Raw genomic sequence first — 16,889 nt, 5'->3', positions numbered from 1 at the left:
GCCGCCTGCTTGCGGGCTTGCCTCACTCGTCAGGCACGTACTGCATCTCACCGTTGCCAAACGACCAATCTTCGCGCTTCACGTCCACCAGGCTGATCCATACATCTTCTTTGCGCAGCCCAGTCCTGGCGTGAATACCGTCGGCGATAAATTTATAGAAAGCCTTTTTCACCTCGATGCTACGCCCGGCGCTCCACGTCACCTGGATAAACACGATATTCGGCGTGTAGGTAATCCCCAGATAACCCGCTGCCGGATACACCAACTCATCCTTGGCGTGACGATTGATGATCTGGAATTTGTCGTGCTCAGGCACATTGGCCACGCTGGTCATGGCGGCGTAGATCACGTCACCAATCGCAGCGGCGGTTTCAGTGGAGGTGTCGGCGGCCAGGTCGATTCGAACTAAAGGCATGGGAAATTCCTCGGCAGGTCAGTGGCCGGTACTCAAACGTGGCCATTGAGACTACGCTAGCTCGAACGACAAAATTCATCAAGCGCATATTCATTTATTTAATAATGCGCAAATTGCATGTTATCAGTGCTCCCGGCAATTCAAAATCAGCGCTGATCGACGAGCCGATCAGCGCCTTCGGCCCCTAAAGCATCGGCGACAGGCTGACCACCCGCAGCGCCAGTCCCTCATACGCGTCCAACGTGATGGTGAACTCACCCTCCGCAGTCAGATCGCCCTCGACCCGCTCATTGATAATGTCCGCCACCGGCCCTGGCGCAATATCGGGCAGGTGCAGGGTTTCGGTCAGCGCGGTACTGCCGAAGTTGAGCGCGGTGATTTGCGTGCCCTTCCCGGCCGGCAACTCGTGAACCATGATCAGCAGCCCTGGATGCTCCACATCCGGCACCAGGATCTGGCGGCTGGCGGCGATCCCGTAGGCGTTGCGCACGGCTAGAATTTTCTGCAATTGGGACGCGAACGAGTCCGGGTCTTGCAACTGGCTGTTGAGGCTGCCGTAGAGGGTTTTCGCCCGTGGCATCTGGCCCGCGGACAGTTCGGCATCCGGGTTTAAATCCACCAGGTCATAGGCGCCGCGATGAATCCAGCGGGTGTCGCCATCGCCCATCAAGTGAGAAACCGCATCGGCCGCCAACGGCAACGCGCCCACCAAGTCCCAGCCGGACAAGGCAAACACCCCAGGCTGCATGGCGTTGTACATCACCAGCAGCACATGGATCCGGCGGATCTGCTCGATATCGGCCGGCGTGATCGCCTCCAGGTCACGGATGCCCAAGGCTGCCGTGATGATGCTGGCGGTGGTGCAGGAAACCCCATTGGTGACGAATTTGAGGTTATACGGCGCATGCTCGCCGGCCAGGCGCTCATACATTTGCTCGCGGATATGCTCACGCAGACTGTTGCCGGGGAACGTCTGGCCCTGGTAGAGGTAGCTGTCGTGGGCGTGCAAGGTCCAGAAGTGCACCAGCTCCAGGGTCAGTTCATCATGGTTTTGCAGCGCATGGATCAAGGAACCGGGGTCGATGCCCTGGCTGTGCATCTCGCGCAGCATCAGGCGCAATAACTCGGTGTCGCCCATCAGCAAGGCATGCTGATACGCCGGGCGCGTGATGAAGTCATAGGACAGGTCGGCACCGCCGTGGGACATGGCGGCGATGTCGTCGACGGTAAGGTTCAACTCCTGAAAACTGAAGCCGCCCGCCTTGCGAATCGCCCCGCCCAACAACTGGTTACCGGTGATCGACAGCGGGTGGCTTTCCGACCAGGCGGTGCCGTCCAGCTTGCGTTCCACGCCGAGAAAGCCATTGGCGTCCAGGCGCAGGATCTTGGCGCCCATTACATCAATGGCATGCAGGGCGTCGCCGATGATCATCTGCTGCGCGGCAAACGAGGGGTCCAGCCAGTTCAGCGACGGCTGACCTTCCTTGAAGTAATGCAGGTACACCCAGCGGCGCGGCTTGGCGTCCACGCCAATGACCACCGGGGTTGCGCTCCAGTCGGTTTCCTTGACGCCCGGCTCGAAGAAAATCACCCGCTGCAACTGGCCGACGATGTAATGCTTGTCACGCAGCGCATCCACCTGCGCGGGGCTGAGGTTCTGTGCATCCCGCCCCTCGGCAACGTCGGGCAGCAAGGGCCAGTCTTCCTCGCGGATCTCGACCATGTGGTAGAGCCCCGGATAATCCTCATACGCCATCTCGGCCAGGCGGAAGTCCGCGCCCTTGCCCGTGTGGGAGGGGATCACATCATCGATGATCACCGCGTTGTGCGCGGCGGCCATGCGCGTCAGGGCCTGCAACTGCGCTTCGGTGCCCAGCTGTGGGTCGATCTCGAAGCTGATGCGGTCGAAATTGCCGTCGATGGTCGGCGTATGCCGCGTACCGTCGAGGCCGCCGGACTTTTTCAGCGGGCCGTTGTGAATGCCCTGGATGCCGATCTTCGATAAAGCATGCCACAGGCTTTCGTCGCCCAGGGCTTCGAGCACCGTGCCGTTTTCACGGGTCACAATCGATGCCGGGTAGGCGGTGAACCACACTGACGACAACGCTGTGGCATCACGCGGCCGGGTCTGCGCATACGGCTGCTGCCACAGGCGCCCTTGCCCGCTATAGAGCCTGGCCCGCTGGCGCGCCGCGTTGAGCATGGATTGTTGCACCAGCCAGTTCACATGATCGTTGTCCGCCGCCGTCATAAGCCTGTTTCCTATTGCCGTGAAAAGGTTATTCGTAAGCATAGGAGCAGTGCGCGGCGTGATTCGTTGCATTTAGTCCAATTGCCGGTACTGCCTGGGTGTAAACCCGGTCAAGGCCTTGAACTGGCGGGTAAACGCGCTGTGGTCGGTGTAGCCGCATTGCAGCGCCACCTCGGTGATGGGCAAGTCGGTGTGCAACAGCCGGTGTGCATGTTCCAGACGCACCTTCTGGATCATCTGCCGGGGCGTCAGGTGAAACACGCGTTTGCAGTAACGCTCCAGTTGCGCCACGGAGATCCCGGCAATGCGGGTCAGCTCGCCGAGGGTGACACGGCGGTTGAAATGTTGGCGTATGTGCTCATCAACAGCGGCCAGGCGCTGGTAGGCCGGGTGCTTTTCGCTGGCCGATTGCAGGTCCACCGAAATACCCGCCAGGCCGATGATCGCGCCCTTGTCGTTGTACAGCGGCCATTTGTGCGTCAGGCACCAGCCCGGTTCGCGGCTGCCATACAGGTGCAGCTCTAGCTGGTCTTCGAGCACAAACCCCTGCTGCAGCACACGCCGGTCTTGCTCGGTGTAGCCCGGCCCCAATTGCGCGGGGAACACTTCGGCACTGGTCTTGCCTAGCAGCGGCTGTAGCTGTTTGAGTCCGCAGCGTTGCACCAGGGTGTGGTTGGCGAGTACGTAGCGGGCGTCGATATCCTTGATGAAAATCGCCGCGTTGGGGATTACGTCGAGCAAAGGCAACAACTGCGCGCCCCCGGCCAAAAGCTGCTCGATGCTGGTGGGGCGACTGGCCTGTAGAAAGCTCGCAAATGCACTGGGCAACATGGCCTGGGCTCCGGTTTTTTTATGCAGATTGCCTTATGCGGGCGTGAGTATCCACAACGTCGTCGCGGCCTTCTCGGTCGAATGTGGGAGCGGCGGTGCGACGATTCGACTTGCTCGCGAATGCGGTGGATCAGCCAATACATCTGGCGACTGACATACCGCATTCGCGAGCAAGCCCGCTCCCACATTTGGTCCAATGAGCCACCCGGACCGAACACAGCAAACTGTGCCGAATTCGTCATTCACATCAACGCAAAACATCAATCGCAGCGCCCTTGATCGGTTCAGGATATCGCCACTGCATGCCTATCCAATAACTCACAAGAAGGCGCCGCCATGTCTGCTCAAGGCAAGTTCAAGAAACAACTTTCACTGATGGACCTGACCTTTATCGGGTTGGGCGCCATCTTCGGTTCAGGCTGGTTATTTGCAGCCAGCCATGTGTCCGCCATCGCTGGCCCGGCGGGAATTATTTCCTGGCTGATCGGCGGGTTCGCCGTGCTGTTGCTGGGCATCGTGTACTGCGAACTCGGCGCCGCGCTGCCCCGCGCCGGTGGCGTGGTGCGTTACCCGGTGTATTCCCATGGGCCGCTGCTGGGCTACCTGATGGGCTTTATCACGCTGATCGCGTTCTCAAGCCTGGTGGCAATCGAAGTGGTCGCCTCGCGCCAATACGCCGCGGCCTGGTTTCCCGAACTGACCAAGGTCGGTTCCAGCGACCCGACTACACTGGGCTGGCTGGTGCAGTTCGCCCTGTTGTGCCTGTTCTTTGTGCTCAACTACCGCAGCGTGAAGACTTTCGCCATCGCCAATAACCTGGTGAGCGTGTTCAAGTTCATCGTGCCGCTGCTGGTGATTGGTGTGCTGTTCACCTTCTTCAAACCGGCGAATTTCCAGACCCAGGGCTTTGCCCCGTTCGGCCTGTCGGGCATCGAGATGGCGGTGTCGGCTGGCGGTGTGATCTTTGCCTACCTGGGCCTCACGCCGATCATTTCGGTGGCCAGTGAAGTGAAGAACCCGCAACGCACGATCCCGATTGCCTTGATCCTCTCGGTGCTGTTGTCGACCGCCATTTATGTGCTGCTGCAAACCGCCTTCCTCGGTGGTGTACCGACCGAGATGCTGGCCGATGGCTGGGCCGGTATCAGCAAGCAACTGGCGTTGCCGTATCGCGATATCGCCCTGGCACTGGGCGTGGGCTGGTTGGCCTATCTGGTGGTGGCCGATGCGGTGATCTCGCCCAGCGGCTGCGGCAATATCTACATGAATGCCACGCCGCGCGTGGTGTACGGCTGGGCGCAGACCGGCACGTTTTTCAAGATCTTCACGCGCATTGATGAGAAGTCCGGCATCCCGCGCCCGGCGCTGTGGCTGACCTTTGGTTTGTCGGTGTTCTGGACCCTGCCGTTTCCGTCCTGGGAAGCGCTGATCAATGTGGTGTCGGCGGCACTGATCTTAAGCTACGCCGTGGCCCCGGTGACCGTCGCCGCGCTGCGCCGCAATGCACCGGACATGGTGCGACCGTTTCGGGTCAAGGGCATGGCGGTACTGGGCCCGCTGTCATTCATCATCGCCGCGCTGATTGTTTACTGGTCGGGCTGGAGCACCGTGTCGTGGTTGCTGGGTCTGCAAATCCTGATGTTTGTGGTGTACCTGTTGTGCGCACGCTGGGTGCCGACCGCGCACCTGAATATCAAGCAGCAAGTGCGCTCGTCGGCCTGGCTGATCGGCTTTTACGCGGTGACCATCCTGCTGTCCAAGCTCGGCAGTTTCGGCGGCATCGGCGTGATCAGCCACCCGTTTGACACGCTGGTCGTCGCCCTCTGCGCCCTGGGCATCTACTACTGGGGCGCCGCCACCGGCGTGCCCGCGCACCGGGTGCGCCTGGAACACGAAGACGACGAAAGCGAAGCCGTCAGCGATGCGCATTACAGCACACCACTGTCGCCGGCCACTCACTGATGGAGCCTGTTATGAAGCGCCTGCATGTTATCGACTCCCACACCGGCGGCGAACCCACACGCCTGATAATGGACGGCTTCCCTGCGCTCGCCGGCGCAACCATTGCCGACCAGTTGCACACCTTGCGCAGCGAACACGATCAATGGCGCCGCGCCTGCCTGCTGGAGCCGCGTGGCAATGACGTGCTGGTCGGTGCGCTGTACTGCGCGCCGGTCACCCCCGGCGCCACCTGCGGGGTGATCTTCTTCAACAATGCCGGCTATCTGGGCATGTGCGGCCACGGCACCATCGGCCTGGTTGCCTCCTTGCACCACCTGGGCCGCATAACGCCCGGCGTGCACACCATCGACACGCCGGTCGGCCCGGTAGCTGCCACCTTGCACGACGACGGCGCCGTGACCTTGCGCAACGTGCCCGCCTACCGGCATCGCCAGCAGGTGCCGGTGGACGTGCCGGGCTATGGCGTGGTGCATGGCGATATTGCCTGGGGCGGCAACTGGTTTTTCCTGGTGTCGCAGCACGGCCACCGGCTGGCGATGGACAACGTCGACACCCTCACCGACTACACCTGGGCGATGCTCAAGGCCCTGGAGACCCAAGGCATTCACGGTGCGGACGGTGCATTGATCGACCATATCGAACTGTTCGCCGACGACGCCCACGCCGACAGCCGCAACTTCGTGATGTGCCCCGGCAAAGCCTACGACCGCTCGCCGTGTGGCACCGGCACCAGCGCCAAACTCGCGTGCCTGGCGGCTGACGACAAACTCGCGCCCGGCGCCACCTGGGTACAAGCCAGCATCACCGGTAGCCAATTCGAAGGCCGTTATGAATGGGATGGCGAGCGCATTCGCCCCTTCATTACCGGCCGCGCCTACATGACCGCCGACAGCACCTTGCTGATTGACGAGCAGGACCCTTTTGCCTGGGGCATCTGAGCCCGGGCCTTATTTAACTGAACGCTGGAGTTAGAAACAATGAGCGACAACATCTTCACCGGTTGCATCCCTGCACTGATGACCCCGTGCACGCCTGAGCGCAAGCCGGACTTCGACGCCCTGGTCGCCAAGGGTCGTGAACTGATTGATATCGGCATGAGCGCCGTGGTGTATTGCGGTTCCATGGGTGACTGGCCGCTGCTGACCGAAGCCGAACGCCAGGAAGGCGTGGCCCGTCTGGTGGCTGCTGGGGTGCCGACCATCGTCGGCACCGGCGCGGTCAACAGCCGTGAAGCGGTGGCCCACGCCGCCCACGCGGCCAAGGTCGGCGCCCACGGCTTGATGGTGATCCCGCGCGTGCTCTCTCGTGGCGCCTCGGCCACCGCGCAAAAGGCGCACTTCTCGGCGATCCTCAAGGCCGCGCCGAACCTGCCGGCAGTGATCTACAACAGCCCGTATTACGGCTTCGCCACCCGCGCCGACTTGTTCTTCGAACTGCGCCGTGAACACCCCAACCTGATCGGCTTCAAGGAATTCGGCGGCGGCGCCGACCTGCGCTACGCGGCAGAAAACATCACCTCCCAGGACGATGCCGTGACCCTGATGGTCGGCGTCGACACCCAAGTGGTACACGGCTTCGTCAACTGCAACGCCACCGGCGCCATCACCGGTATTGGCAACGCACTGCCGCGCGAAGTGCTGCAACTGGTGGCCCTGAGCAAAAAAGCCGCCACAGGCGACGCCAAGGCCCGGCGCCTGGCCCGTGAGCTGGAAGCCGCGCTTGCCGTGCTGTCGTCCTTCGACGAGGGTTGCGACCTGGTGCTGTATTACAAGCATTTGATGGTGCTGAACGGCGACCAGGGCTACGCCCTGCACTTCAACGAAACCGACGTGCTCAGCACCGCCCAACAGCGTTACGCCGAAAACCAGTACGCGCTGTTCCGCCAGTGGTACGCCAACTGGTCGGCTGAACAAAACGTCGACTGACGGCTGTGCGCGCCGCTGTGGTGCTCACAGCGGCCAACCCTCTTTTTTCAAGGACTCCCCATGACTCTGACGGGCAAGATGCTGATCGGTCAGCACGCAGTCTGCGGCCATCGCGAAGCGATCCAGGCCATTAATCCCGCCACCGACCAGCCCTTGGCGCCCGCCTACCTTGGCGGCGATGGCGAGCATGTCGAACAGGCCTGTGCCTTGGCCTGGGCGTCGTTTGACGCCTATCGCGAAACTTCGCTGGCAGCGCGCGCGGCGTTTCTTGAAACCATCGCCGAAAACATTGAAGCCCTCGGCGATGAATTGATCGAACGCGCCATGGCCGAAACCGGCCTGCCACGCCCGCGCATCCAGGGCGAGCGCGGCCGTACTTGCGCGCAATTGCGCACCTTCGCCCGCACGGTGCGCGCCGGTGAATGGCTGGATGTGCGCGTCGACACCGCGCAACCGGCGCGTGAGCCAATGCCGCGTGGGGACCTGCGCCAACGGCACATTGCACTGGGGCCGGTGGCGGTATTTGGTGCGAGCAATTTTCCCTTGGCATTTTCGGTGGCGGGCGGCGACACCGCCTCTGCACTCGCTGCCGGTTGCCCCGTGGTGGTCAAGGCTCACGGCGCGCATCCCGGCACCAGTGAATTGGTCGGCCGTGCAGTGGCCAAGGCGGTTAAAGACTGTGGTTTGCCCGACGGGGTGTTTTCGCTGTTGTACGGATCAGGGCGCGAAGTCGGCATTGCCTTGGTCAGCGACCCGCGTATCAAAGCCGTGGGGTTTACCGGCTCACGCAGCGGCGGTATCGCCCTGACCCAGGCGGCGCAAGCGCGGCCGGAGCCGATTCCAGTGTATGCGGAGATGAGTTCGATCAACCCGGTGTACCTGTTTGCTGCGGCGTTGCAAGCACGTGCAGAGGCGTTGGCCCAGGGTTTTGTCGCCTCGTTGACCCAAGGCGCCGGGCAGTTTTGCACCAACCCTGGCCTGGTGATTGCGGTAGCAGGCCCGGCACTCGAGCGCTTTGTTGCCACGGTGAGTGAGTTGCTCCCCACGTGCGCTGCGCAGACCATGCTGACGCCGGGCATCTTCCAGGCGTATCAAACTGGCGTCGGCACCTTGGCCCAACACGCACACGTTGCGGCCAAAGGCTTGGCAGCCCAAGGCCCGAATCAAGGCCAGGCGCAACTGTTTGTGACCCAGGCCAGCGCGTTTTTACACAATGAGCATCTGCAAGCGGAAGTCTTCGGCGCCGCCTCCTTGGTCGTGGTGTGTGCCAACGACGAGGAAGTACGCCAGGTTTCCGAACATTTGGAAGGCCAATTGACCGCCACACTGCACCTGGACGACGCGGACCTGACACGCGCCCAAGCCCTGTTGCCGGTATTGGAACGCAAGGCCGGGCGCCTGCTGGTCAACGGTTGGCCGACCGGTGTGGAAGTGTGCGACGCCATGGTCCATGGCGGGCCGTTCCCGGCCACTTCCGACTCACGCAGCACCTCGGTCGGCACCGCCGCGATCCTGCGCTTTCTGCGCCCGGTGTGTTACCAGGGCTTCCCGGACAGCTTGCTGCCCGCTGCACTGCAACACGCCAACCCGCTGCTGTTGCGGCGCTTGCTCGACGGCCAGAGAGAGGCTTGAGCGATGAGCGACAGCAAGCGTGCTGATATCGCTGTGATCGGCGCCGGCATCATTGGCGTGGCCTGCGCCCTGCAATTGGCCCGGCAGGGCCAGCGCGTGGTGGTCATCGACTCGCAGGCGCCGGGCATGGGCGCCTCCTATGGCAACGCCGGGCATCTGGCCACCGAGCAAGTGTTCCCGATTGCCGACGTGTCGATCCTCAAGCGCCTGCCCGCCATGCTGATGGATCCCATGGGGCCACTGCGCCTGGACTGGAAATACCTGCCACGCGCCCTGCCCTGGTTTGCGCGGCTGTTGCTCAACCTGCGCCCGGCAAGCTACCGGCGCACGGTGGCGGGCATTCGCGCACTGAATGAGGCCAGCCTGGGCGCGTGGCAGCGCTTGCTGCTGTCCATTGAACAGCCGCAGTTATTGCACGCCGAGGGTTCGTTGCTGGTATTTGAGCGTGCCGCGTCTGGGGAAGCCATCGACGCGTTGCGCCAACGCATGCAGCAGCAGAATGTGCCAGTTGATTTCTGGTCGGGCGAAGCCATACGCAAGGCTGCACCGCAACTGAGCGATGTAATCCAGGGTGGCCTGTTCTTCCCAGGCACCGGGCATTTTATTGATCCATACAACGTGGTGTGCGCGTTGGTGAGCGCGGCCACAGCGTGCGGTGTGCAGTTTCTTCAGCAGCGCGTGCTCGATGGGCGCCTGGAATCGGACGGCGTATCGATGCTGACCGACCAAGGCACTCTCACCGCCCGCCAGGTAGTGATCGCCTGCGGCGCCCATTCGGCCAAACTCACCGCTGCACTCACCGGCAAGCAGGTTCCGCTCGACACCGAGCGCGGCTATCACCTGATGCTGCCCCACGAACACCAGCGCTTGCCCTTTGCCGTGACCTCGTTCGAGCGCAAATTTATCATGACCCCCATGAACGATGGCTTGCGCCTGGCCGGCACGGTCGAATTCGCAGGCCTGGAGCGCCCCGCCAATATGCAACGCGCCTGGCAGTTGCACCACTTGAGCCAGGGCTTGTTTCGCCAGGACTTGAGTGCCCGGGACGCAACCCCATGGATGGGCTTTCGCCCGTCGTTGCCGGACTCGCTGCCGATCATTGATCGGGTGGCGGATGGCAAGGTATTGCTCGCGTTTGGGCATCAGCATTTGGGGTTGACGCAGGCGGCGGTGACGGCGGAGATTATTGCGCAGCTGGCCGCGACTGATAAATGCACGGCGCTGCCGGACCCGGCCCCTTACCGACTGGCGCGTTTTTAAGGTCTTTGGTGTTTTCGTGACAATCACAGTGGCAGTGCTCGCCCTCAACGCTACTTGACCAAGCGCTTCTCTTTGGACGGCCGATAGCCGAAATACGCGCTGTAGCACTTACTGAAATGGCTCGGCGACACAAACCCGCACGCCACCAGCACATCCACCTGTGACAGTTCGGTGTGCTGCAACAAGCGCCGCGCCTCGGTGACACGTAACTCCATGTAATAGCGTTGCGGCGTAGTGCCCAGTTGCTCCTTGAACAGGCGTTCGAGCTGACGCCGCGAGCGGCCGGCGTAGACCGCCAATTGGTCCAGCTCCAAGGGTTCTTCAAGGTTGGCGTCCATCAGTTTCACCACTTCACGCAGTGGTGCGCTGACGCTGATGTTTTCCGTGGGCTTGATACGCCGGTAGCGCGATTCTTCAAAAGCCAGGATGTCTTCGATGCCTTCGACCAAGGCTTTGCCATGCAGGCTTTTTATCCAGTCCAGGGCCATGTGGAACGCGCCCGAAGGGCTGGAGGCCGTGAGGCGATCGCGGTCGATCACGTAGGGTTCGCTGGTCACCTGGGCAGCCTTGGACACTTCCGACAGCGCCGGGCGATGTTCCGGGTGGATCGCGCAGCGGTAACCCTGTAACAACCCGGCGCGGCCAAGGAACCAGGCGCCGTTCCACAGGCCGGCGAGGCTCACGCCCTGTTCGGCAGCGCTGCGCAAAAGCTGGATGAAATCTTCGCCGGCTTTGAGTTCGGTGCGAAAACCGCCGCAGACCACCAGCAAATCCAGGTCCGGCAATGCCGACGCTTCCAGGCGCGCGTCCGGGCGGATCACTAGGCCCAGGTCGCTGATGACTTCGCCCTCGTCACACCCGAAGGTGCGCGTGGCAAACAGGTCGGGGCGTAACAGGTTGGCGGTGATCAGGGTGTCGAGCGTCTGGGTGAATGCCGGCAGGGAGAAGTGTTCGAGCAGCAAAAAACCGACGCGGGTGACCGGCGACGGCTGCTGGAAGTTTTCATTCAGGTAGCGCAGGTTCTTGCCTTTCATGCCACCGCTGAACTGGCGTCTTTCCATCGAGGGTTGGCCCACTCTTATTGTTGATGCAATGGCCGCTATCTTAGGGGCAAATGCGCCGGCTGTCGTGCCGCATTCCCGCGAAGAATAATTGCTATGCTGCGCGCCTCTCTACTGGCCACCGCCACGATAGAGGACGCTTGCCTGGCGCTATTAACCGCCCTACTCGCCAGGAACTGAACATGACTCTGCAAGCCAAACTCGACGCTTTTAACGCTGACTTCGTCGCCGGCAAACCACCCTACAACGCGCCACCCGAGGTGCACGTGGTGATGAAACGCGCGACCGCCGAACTGATCGCTACCGGCCAGGCCGAACGCGCACTCAAGGTCGGCGACAAAGCCCCGGCGTTCACCCTCAACAACCCTGAAGGCAAGCCTGTCTCCTCCGCTGAGCTGCTGGCCCAAGGGCCGCTGATCATCAGCTTCTACCGGGGCGTGTGGTGCCCTTACTGCAACATGGAGCTGCAGGCGCTCGAGCAAGCCCTGCCAAAATTCCGTGAACTGGGTGCGAACCTGCTGGCCATCTCGCCGCAGAACAACGTCAACAGCCGCAAATCGGTGCGTGAAAACCACCTGAGCTTCCCGATCCTGTCCGACACCTTGAGCGAGGTCGCCGACGCCTTCGGCCTGCGCTTCACCCTGCCTGACTACCTGATTGACCTGTACAAAGCCTTCGGCAACGACCTGCCGGCCTTCAACAACAACCCGGCGTGGGTATTGCCGATGCCGGCGCGCTTTGTCATCGGCCAGGACGGCGTGATCACCTACGCCGAGGTCAATCCGGACTACACCCAGCGTCCCGACCCTTCTGAGCTGCTTGCGGCACTGCGTGGCTGATCCGCCAAACCTCGTCGGCCGCCACGCCAGTGGCGGCTCCTCTGTTTGAACAGGAAATCACCATGCTGCAAGTCCTCGCTTTTGCCACACCCAACAGTGTGAAGGTGCCTATCGCTCTGGAAGAGCTGGGCCTGGAATATGAATTGAAGGCGATCAACGTGCGCCGGGGTGAACAAAAATCCCCGAGTTTCACTGCGCTTAACCCCAATGCCAGAGTGCCGGTGCTGATCGACACCGACGGCCCCGATGGCCAGCCCCTGGTGTTGACCGAATCGGCCGCTATCCTCATTTACCTGGCCGAAAAATACGGCCATTTGCTGCCCGCCAACGGTGAAGGCCGCGCGCGGGTACTCGAACAGTTATTCTTCAATGCATCCACCCTGGGGCCAGCATTCGGCCACGCCGGATTTTTTCTCAAGCACGCTCCGGAACCCTTGACGGTTGCCATCTCGCGGTTTCACAGCGAAGCCCAACGCACGCTTGGATTATTGAATGGCCTGTTGGCGCACTCGGAGTTTGTCGTCGGTGACACGTTCTCCATTGCCGATATCGGGCACTTCGGCTGGATGTGGCGACGTGAGTTTGCCGACATCGATTTCTCCAACGCGCCGCATGTTCAACGCTGGTACGACGCCTTGTGCGCTCGTCCGGCGTTCCAGCGTGGTATCGAACGTGTGAACGCGCTGATCCCCAGCGCCTGATCTTTATAAAAGTGCCCGCCTCCCAGGCCCGTAGCCTGGCTGCTGCGGGCCTATCTGATACGGTTTTTTCTTTGCTATCTGCGTCTGTATCGAAACGCCTGCGAAGCGGACAATGGGCGCCATCCCGACACTCCTGTCGACTCCCTTCCCTTCGGAGGCCTTATGACCAAGATGGCACTTTTCCTGTTCGGTTTTCTGGTGCTGACCATCGGCATCGGCTTGCTGGCAACCATCTCGCCGGTGTGAGGTTCAGCGGAATGTCACCACTTCAAAGTCCGCCGAGGTGCCCGCCGCCTGCGCGGCCAATTCGCTGATGGCAATGCTGCGCACCTGCACGCCTTCGTTCCAGGGGTTGGTGTAGCTGAGCAGGCCGCTGGCCGGGTCGATACGGATAATCGCAAACGCATGCCCGTCACCCTTGGACCAATCACCATTGCGCGCTGGTTTGCCACCGAACACGATGGCGGCCCGGCTGCCGACGTTGCTCGCGTGGCTGAGCAGAAAGCGCGTGATGTCCTGGGCTGAGCTGTGGGCGTCTGCCAGGCGCTGGTGATCACCGTACTGGCCGGCCAGCAATTCCATAACCTTGTTGGTCGGCAACGAGCCCTTGGCCGGGTCGAGATGGAAATACTGGAACATCGCGCCCACCACCGCCGCTGCCGGTGCATCACCCTTGCCGTACTGGTCCAGATCAGCGGCTTGCAGGTGGAATATCGTCGAGGGCGCCCCCGGCAGGCTCACGTTGTAGCTGCCATCGGGGTTCTGCGTGACGCCGCGCTGCAAAATCCGCGCACCCGCCTGGGTAGTGGAAAACGCCTTGACCACTGAAATGCCTACGCAGTCGCCTTCGCTGGTCTGGTTCAGGTGGGTGCCGATCGGCGGTGGCAGCGGGTTGCCGGCCAGTGCAGGCTGCCAAGGCCCGGCGTCGATCACACTGCCCTTGGCGTCGCGTTGCAGGGCACGGATGCTGCCCTCGGCGCTGTAGCTGCCGTCGCCGAGGGAAACCACGATGTTCTTTACATCGGTCTTGAGGTCATCGCGCGCCCCACCGTCTTGCTGCATGGCCGCCAGAAAGGCCTGGGCCGCCGCGTCGATGTGCTGACGCGTGGCGCCATCCGGGCGGGCACCACGGCTGTGGTCGAGTTCGGTGAGCAGTTGATGATAGGTGGTTTCAATGGCGCGGATGCCGACCGGGGTTTCGGCGTGCGCAGCGACGGCGGTCGCCAGCAATGCAGCAAGGACAAGTGGGCGCTTCACGTGTGGGAATCTCTGAAAAGAGTGTGAAGCGATACTGCGAACCCTAGGCCGGTTCAATCGCTTCGTGCCGCAACATCCAGTAGCAGGCCAGCCATGCAGCGCCGAGCATGCAGTAGCTGACCAAATCCCGTCAATCGCCTCACGCAAACAGCATCGGGTACAACGACAGCACCAGCAACCCCGCCATCGACCCGTTGAATACCCGCAACCAACGCGGCTCGCGCAGCACATTGCGCAAGCCACTGCCACAACCCACCCACACGCACACACTCGGCAGGTTGACCAGGGCAAACACCAGCGCAATCACCAGCACATTGGTCACATAACCCTCGGCCGGTGTGTAGGTGGTGATCGCCCCCAACGCCATGATCCACGCTTTGGGGTTGACCCATTGAAACGCCGCCGCGCCGAGGAAGGTCATGGGTTTGCCGCGCTCGTCAGGGTGCTCGGACATGCCGCCAGCGGTGGCGATCTTCCACGCCAGGTAAAGCAAATAGGTCGCGCCCACGTAGCGCAGTACCGTGTAGGCCCACGGGAACAGCTTGAACACTTCACCCAGGCCCAGGCCTACCGAAATCACCAGCAGCATAAAGCCAATGCTGATCCCCAGCGCATGGGGCATCGAACGGCGAAAGCCGAAATTCACCCCCGAGGCGAGCAACATGGTGTTGTTCGGGCCGGGGGTGATCGAGGACACAAAGGCAAACAGCACAAAGGCGGATAACAGGCTGGTGGACATGAACATGGCGCGGCATCCAGACGGGTGGTATGCCTGCGACAGTAGTGGGTTACAGCCCTGGCCGCCCCGTACAGCTAGGGGCGGATCGAGGCATACACTTTGGCTTTATCGAGCAGTTCGCGACAGTGTAGGGCGCTGGCTTGCGTGGCCTCGACCATCGGCAGATGGCCGATGCCGTCAAGAATTTCCAGGCGCGCATGGGGAATGCCGGCCTGCCAGGTGTGTGCACTCGCCACCGGCACCATGCGGTCTTGCCGGCCCCACAGGATCAGGCTCGGCACCTGGATGTGCGGCAACCAGGGTTCCATGCGCGGGCTGCCGGAGAAGTCGGCAAAAATCTCGCGTAGCTCTTCGCGGCGCTTGATATAGGTCTGCGCCTCGGCGGCCAGCAACACTTCAGGAATAAACGGTGGCGCGGCCATGGTCATGGCAAAAAACCGGTCGAACTGCGCGCGGTTATGCATCAGGAACGGGTTGTCGCCGCTGTTGACCAAGGCTTCCACTTCATTGGGTTGCGGCAGGTTCACGCCCGCAGCGCCGATGAGGCCCAAGGACAGCACGCGCTCAGGATGGTGGGCCGCCAGCCAGCTCGCGACATAGGCGCCCATGGAGCTGCCGATCACATGCACCTTGTCGATTTTGCACGCATCCAGCAAAGCAACCATTCGCCGTGCCTGGGCGGCAATGCTGTAGTCGCCGCCCGCCACGAAGGTGTTTTTGCCATGGCCGGCGAGGTCCGGGATGATCACCCGGTAGTCGTCGACAAAGTGCCGCGCAAACCCCAGCCACACGCCCTTGTCCGCGCTGAAACCGTGCACCAGCAGCAGCGCCGGCGCATGCGCAGCGCCGCCCTGGTAGGTGGCCAGGGTCATGCTTTTGATGGGCACGCGGATGGCTTTCAAACGCGAGCGCCGCGCTTCTACCCAACCGATCAACTCGAACAACAGATTGCCCACCCGCGGATAGGTCCACCACACCCACAGGGCAATGAGGGCAAGTACGCCGAGGGTCACAAACATCAAGGTTTCTCCGACAGTGGCGAGGAGGGTTGCTTCACTGATCGGTATAGTTGCGCACCTTGCTTGAATCTGCGCTGAACACATCACAACTGCCTATCGGCCGACTACGGTTCCCGATGAGCCCGCCGGGAACCGTTGATAGTGGCTGACAAACCCCACGCCTCAGTTTTGTGGCCGCTGCTTGGTCGAGTCCAGCTCAGCCTTTTTACCCGTGGAGATCTCGGTGATCTGCGCGGACTTGGCGATGGCAAAGTCGAAGGTGTCCTGCATTTTGGCAATGGCGTCGGTCGAGGTGCCATCGAGACCACCCTTGGCCGCCCAATCGAAGTTCCACACGCCGGAGAGGTTATCGGCCCCCGCCACGTCGTGGGTTTCGATCGCAGTGAACACATCCGGGTGGCGCTCCATGTACTTGGCAGCGTCGGACACGTCCGTGGGCACCTTGCCCGATGCGTTGTTGGCCAGTTGCGTGAGTTCCTGCTTGGTAATCGCCGACTTGCCGGTCTGGCGCATGTAATCGGCAATCACCTTGCTGGACTTGGCAATGTTTAACTTGTCGTCGAACGTGGAAGGCGAAGACTTTGGCGTATTCGACCCGCCAGACGCGGGCGTTACGGTAGTAGACATCGGCGCTGCTCCTTCAATGGAACGAATGAAATCGTCAAGCTGACGATACCCCGACGCGGACGTTAGCATGGGCAAAGGGCCATTCCGCGCGCTTCACAACATTTCACAACGCCACGGGGGTTTTGCCGGTGTTTTCGAAGCACTGCGCAATCAAAAATGTGGGAGCGGGCTTGCTCGCGAATGCGTCAACTCGGTGTGCCTGATACACCGAGGTGCCTGCATTGCAGCGATGCGGCGACCCGACAAGCCAGCTCTTATCAAACAAAAAATAACCCATTGTTTTTGCTCTTAAAAATCAAGCCGCTTTAACCAGCTGCAACCCCAACTTTCGCGCCTTGCGCTCCAAGGCGCGCAGTTGCCGGTCCCGGCT

The 16,889-nt window shown here is 61.8% G+C and carries 15 protein-coding genes; 7 read left to right on the top strand and 8 right to left on the bottom strand.

The annotated features are described in order from the left end of the window. Positions 1-22 precede the first annotated feature (22 nt). The 3 genes from ACTD9P_RS14685 to ACTD9P_RS14675 form a co-directional block, all read right to left on the bottom strand. Positions 23-415, bottom strand: coding sequence for a tautomerase family protein (locus ACTD9P_RS14685; RefSeq protein WP_438868220.1), 393 nt, complete (start codon positions 413-415; stop codon positions 23-25). 184 nt (positions 416-599) lie between these two features. Further along, positions 600-2,666: a maltose alpha-D-glucosyltransferase gene (gene treS, locus ACTD9P_RS14680; RefSeq protein WP_438868218.1), complete on the bottom strand. Its 2,067-nt coding sequence runs from the start codon at positions 2,664-2,666 to the stop codon at positions 600-602. Between the two features lie 72 nt (positions 2,667-2,738). Continuing rightward, on the bottom strand, positions 2,739-3,497 hold the full coding sequence (locus tag ACTD9P_RS14675; protein WP_438868217.1) for a helix-turn-helix domain-containing protein: 759 nt from the start codon (positions 3,495-3,497) through the stop codon (positions 2,739-2,741). 336 nt (positions 3,498-3,833) lie between these two features. Here ACTD9P_RS14675 and ACTD9P_RS14670 point away from each other — a divergent pair, with 336 nt between their 5' ends. Genes ACTD9P_RS14670 through ACTD9P_RS14650 form a run of 5 tightly spaced genes read left to right on the top strand, consistent with a single transcriptional unit; the run spans position 3,834 to position 10,276 of the window. Then, complete coding sequence (locus ACTD9P_RS14670; protein WP_438868216.1) at positions 3,834-5,459, top strand: APC family permease; 1,626 nt, start codon at positions 3,834-3,836, stop codon at positions 5,457-5,459. Between the two features lie 11 nt (positions 5,460-5,470). Beyond that, on the top strand, positions 5,471-6,397 hold the full coding sequence (locus ACTD9P_RS14665; RefSeq protein ID WP_438868215.1) for a 4-hydroxyproline epimerase: 927 nt from the start codon (positions 5,471-5,473) through the stop codon (positions 6,395-6,397). 39 nt (positions 6,398-6,436) lie between these two features. Continuing rightward, entirely contained in the window at positions 6,437-7,384 is a 948-nt protein-coding gene (locus ACTD9P_RS14660; protein ID WP_438868214.1) for a dihydrodipicolinate synthase family protein, read from the top strand. Between the two features lie 60 nt (positions 7,385-7,444). Continuing rightward, entirely contained in the window at positions 7,445-9,016 is a 1,572-nt protein-coding gene (locus tag ACTD9P_RS14655) for an aldehyde dehydrogenase (NADP(+)) (protein ID WP_438868213.1), read from the top strand. Positions 9,017-9,019: 3 nt separating this feature from the next. Further along, positions 9,020-10,276 carry an NAD(P)/FAD-dependent oxidoreductase gene (locus ACTD9P_RS14650; protein WP_438868212.1) on the top strand — a complete coding sequence of 419 codons (1,257 nt, stop codon included), beginning with the start codon at positions 9,020-9,022 and terminating at the stop codon, positions 10,274-10,276. Positions 10,277-10,326: 50 nt separating this feature from the next. Here the strand turns inward: ACTD9P_RS14650 and ACTD9P_RS14645 are convergent, their stop codons facing one another. Next, entirely contained in the window at positions 10,327-11,310 is a 984-nt protein-coding gene (locus tag ACTD9P_RS14645) for a GlxA family transcriptional regulator (RefSeq protein WP_438868252.1), read from the bottom strand. Positions 11,311-11,519: 209 nt separating this feature from the next. On the opposite strand from ACTD9P_RS14645, the gene ACTD9P_RS14640 reads away from it, so the two are divergent. Then, positions 11,520-12,176: a peroxiredoxin-like family protein gene (locus ACTD9P_RS14640; protein ID WP_438868211.1), complete on the top strand. Its 657-nt coding sequence runs from the start codon at positions 11,520-11,522 to the stop codon at positions 12,174-12,176. Between the two features lie 62 nt (positions 12,177-12,238). Further along, a complete protein-coding gene (locus tag ACTD9P_RS14635; RefSeq protein WP_438868210.1) occupies positions 12,239-12,877 on the top strand; it encodes a glutathione S-transferase family protein in 639 nt (212 codons plus the stop codon). Positions 12,878-13,126: 249 nt separating this feature from the next. Here the strand turns inward: ACTD9P_RS14635 and ACTD9P_RS14630 are convergent, their stop codons facing one another. The 4 genes from ACTD9P_RS14630 to ACTD9P_RS14615 all read right to left on the bottom strand — a co-directional run bounded on the left by ACTD9P_RS14630 (position 13,127) and on the right by ACTD9P_RS14615 (position 16,519). After that, a complete protein-coding gene (locus ACTD9P_RS14630) occupies positions 13,127-14,134 on the bottom strand; it encodes a hypothetical protein (RefSeq protein ID WP_438868209.1) in 1,008 nt (335 codons plus the stop codon). Between the two features lie 139 nt (positions 14,135-14,273). Further along, positions 14,274-14,879, bottom strand: coding sequence for a LysE family translocator (locus tag ACTD9P_RS14625; RefSeq protein WP_438868208.1), 606 nt, complete (start codon positions 14,877-14,879; stop codon positions 14,274-14,276). Positions 14,880-14,947: 68 nt separating this feature from the next. Next, positions 14,948-15,892 (bottom strand): alpha/beta fold hydrolase, encoded by a 945-nt coding sequence (locus ACTD9P_RS14620; protein ID WP_438868207.1) that lies wholly within the window; start codon positions 15,890-15,892, stop codon positions 14,948-14,950. A gap of 162 nt (positions 15,893-16,054) precedes the next feature. Then, the gene (locus tag ACTD9P_RS14615) at positions 16,055-16,519 is read right to left on the bottom strand and encodes a hypothetical protein (protein ID WP_017138878.1); all 465 of its coding nucleotides are present in this window, start codon (positions 16,517-16,519) and stop codon (positions 16,055-16,057) included. Positions 16,520-16,889: the final 370 nt, after the last annotated feature.

It is taken from the genome of Pseudomonas onubensis (genome assembly GCF_965653655.1).
GTDB lineage: Bacteria > Pseudomonadota > Gammaproteobacteria > Pseudomonadales > Pseudomonadaceae > Aquipseudomonas.
Note: the sequence above shows the minus strand (reverse complement) of the source record. Positions and strands in the feature narration are given on the sequence as shown.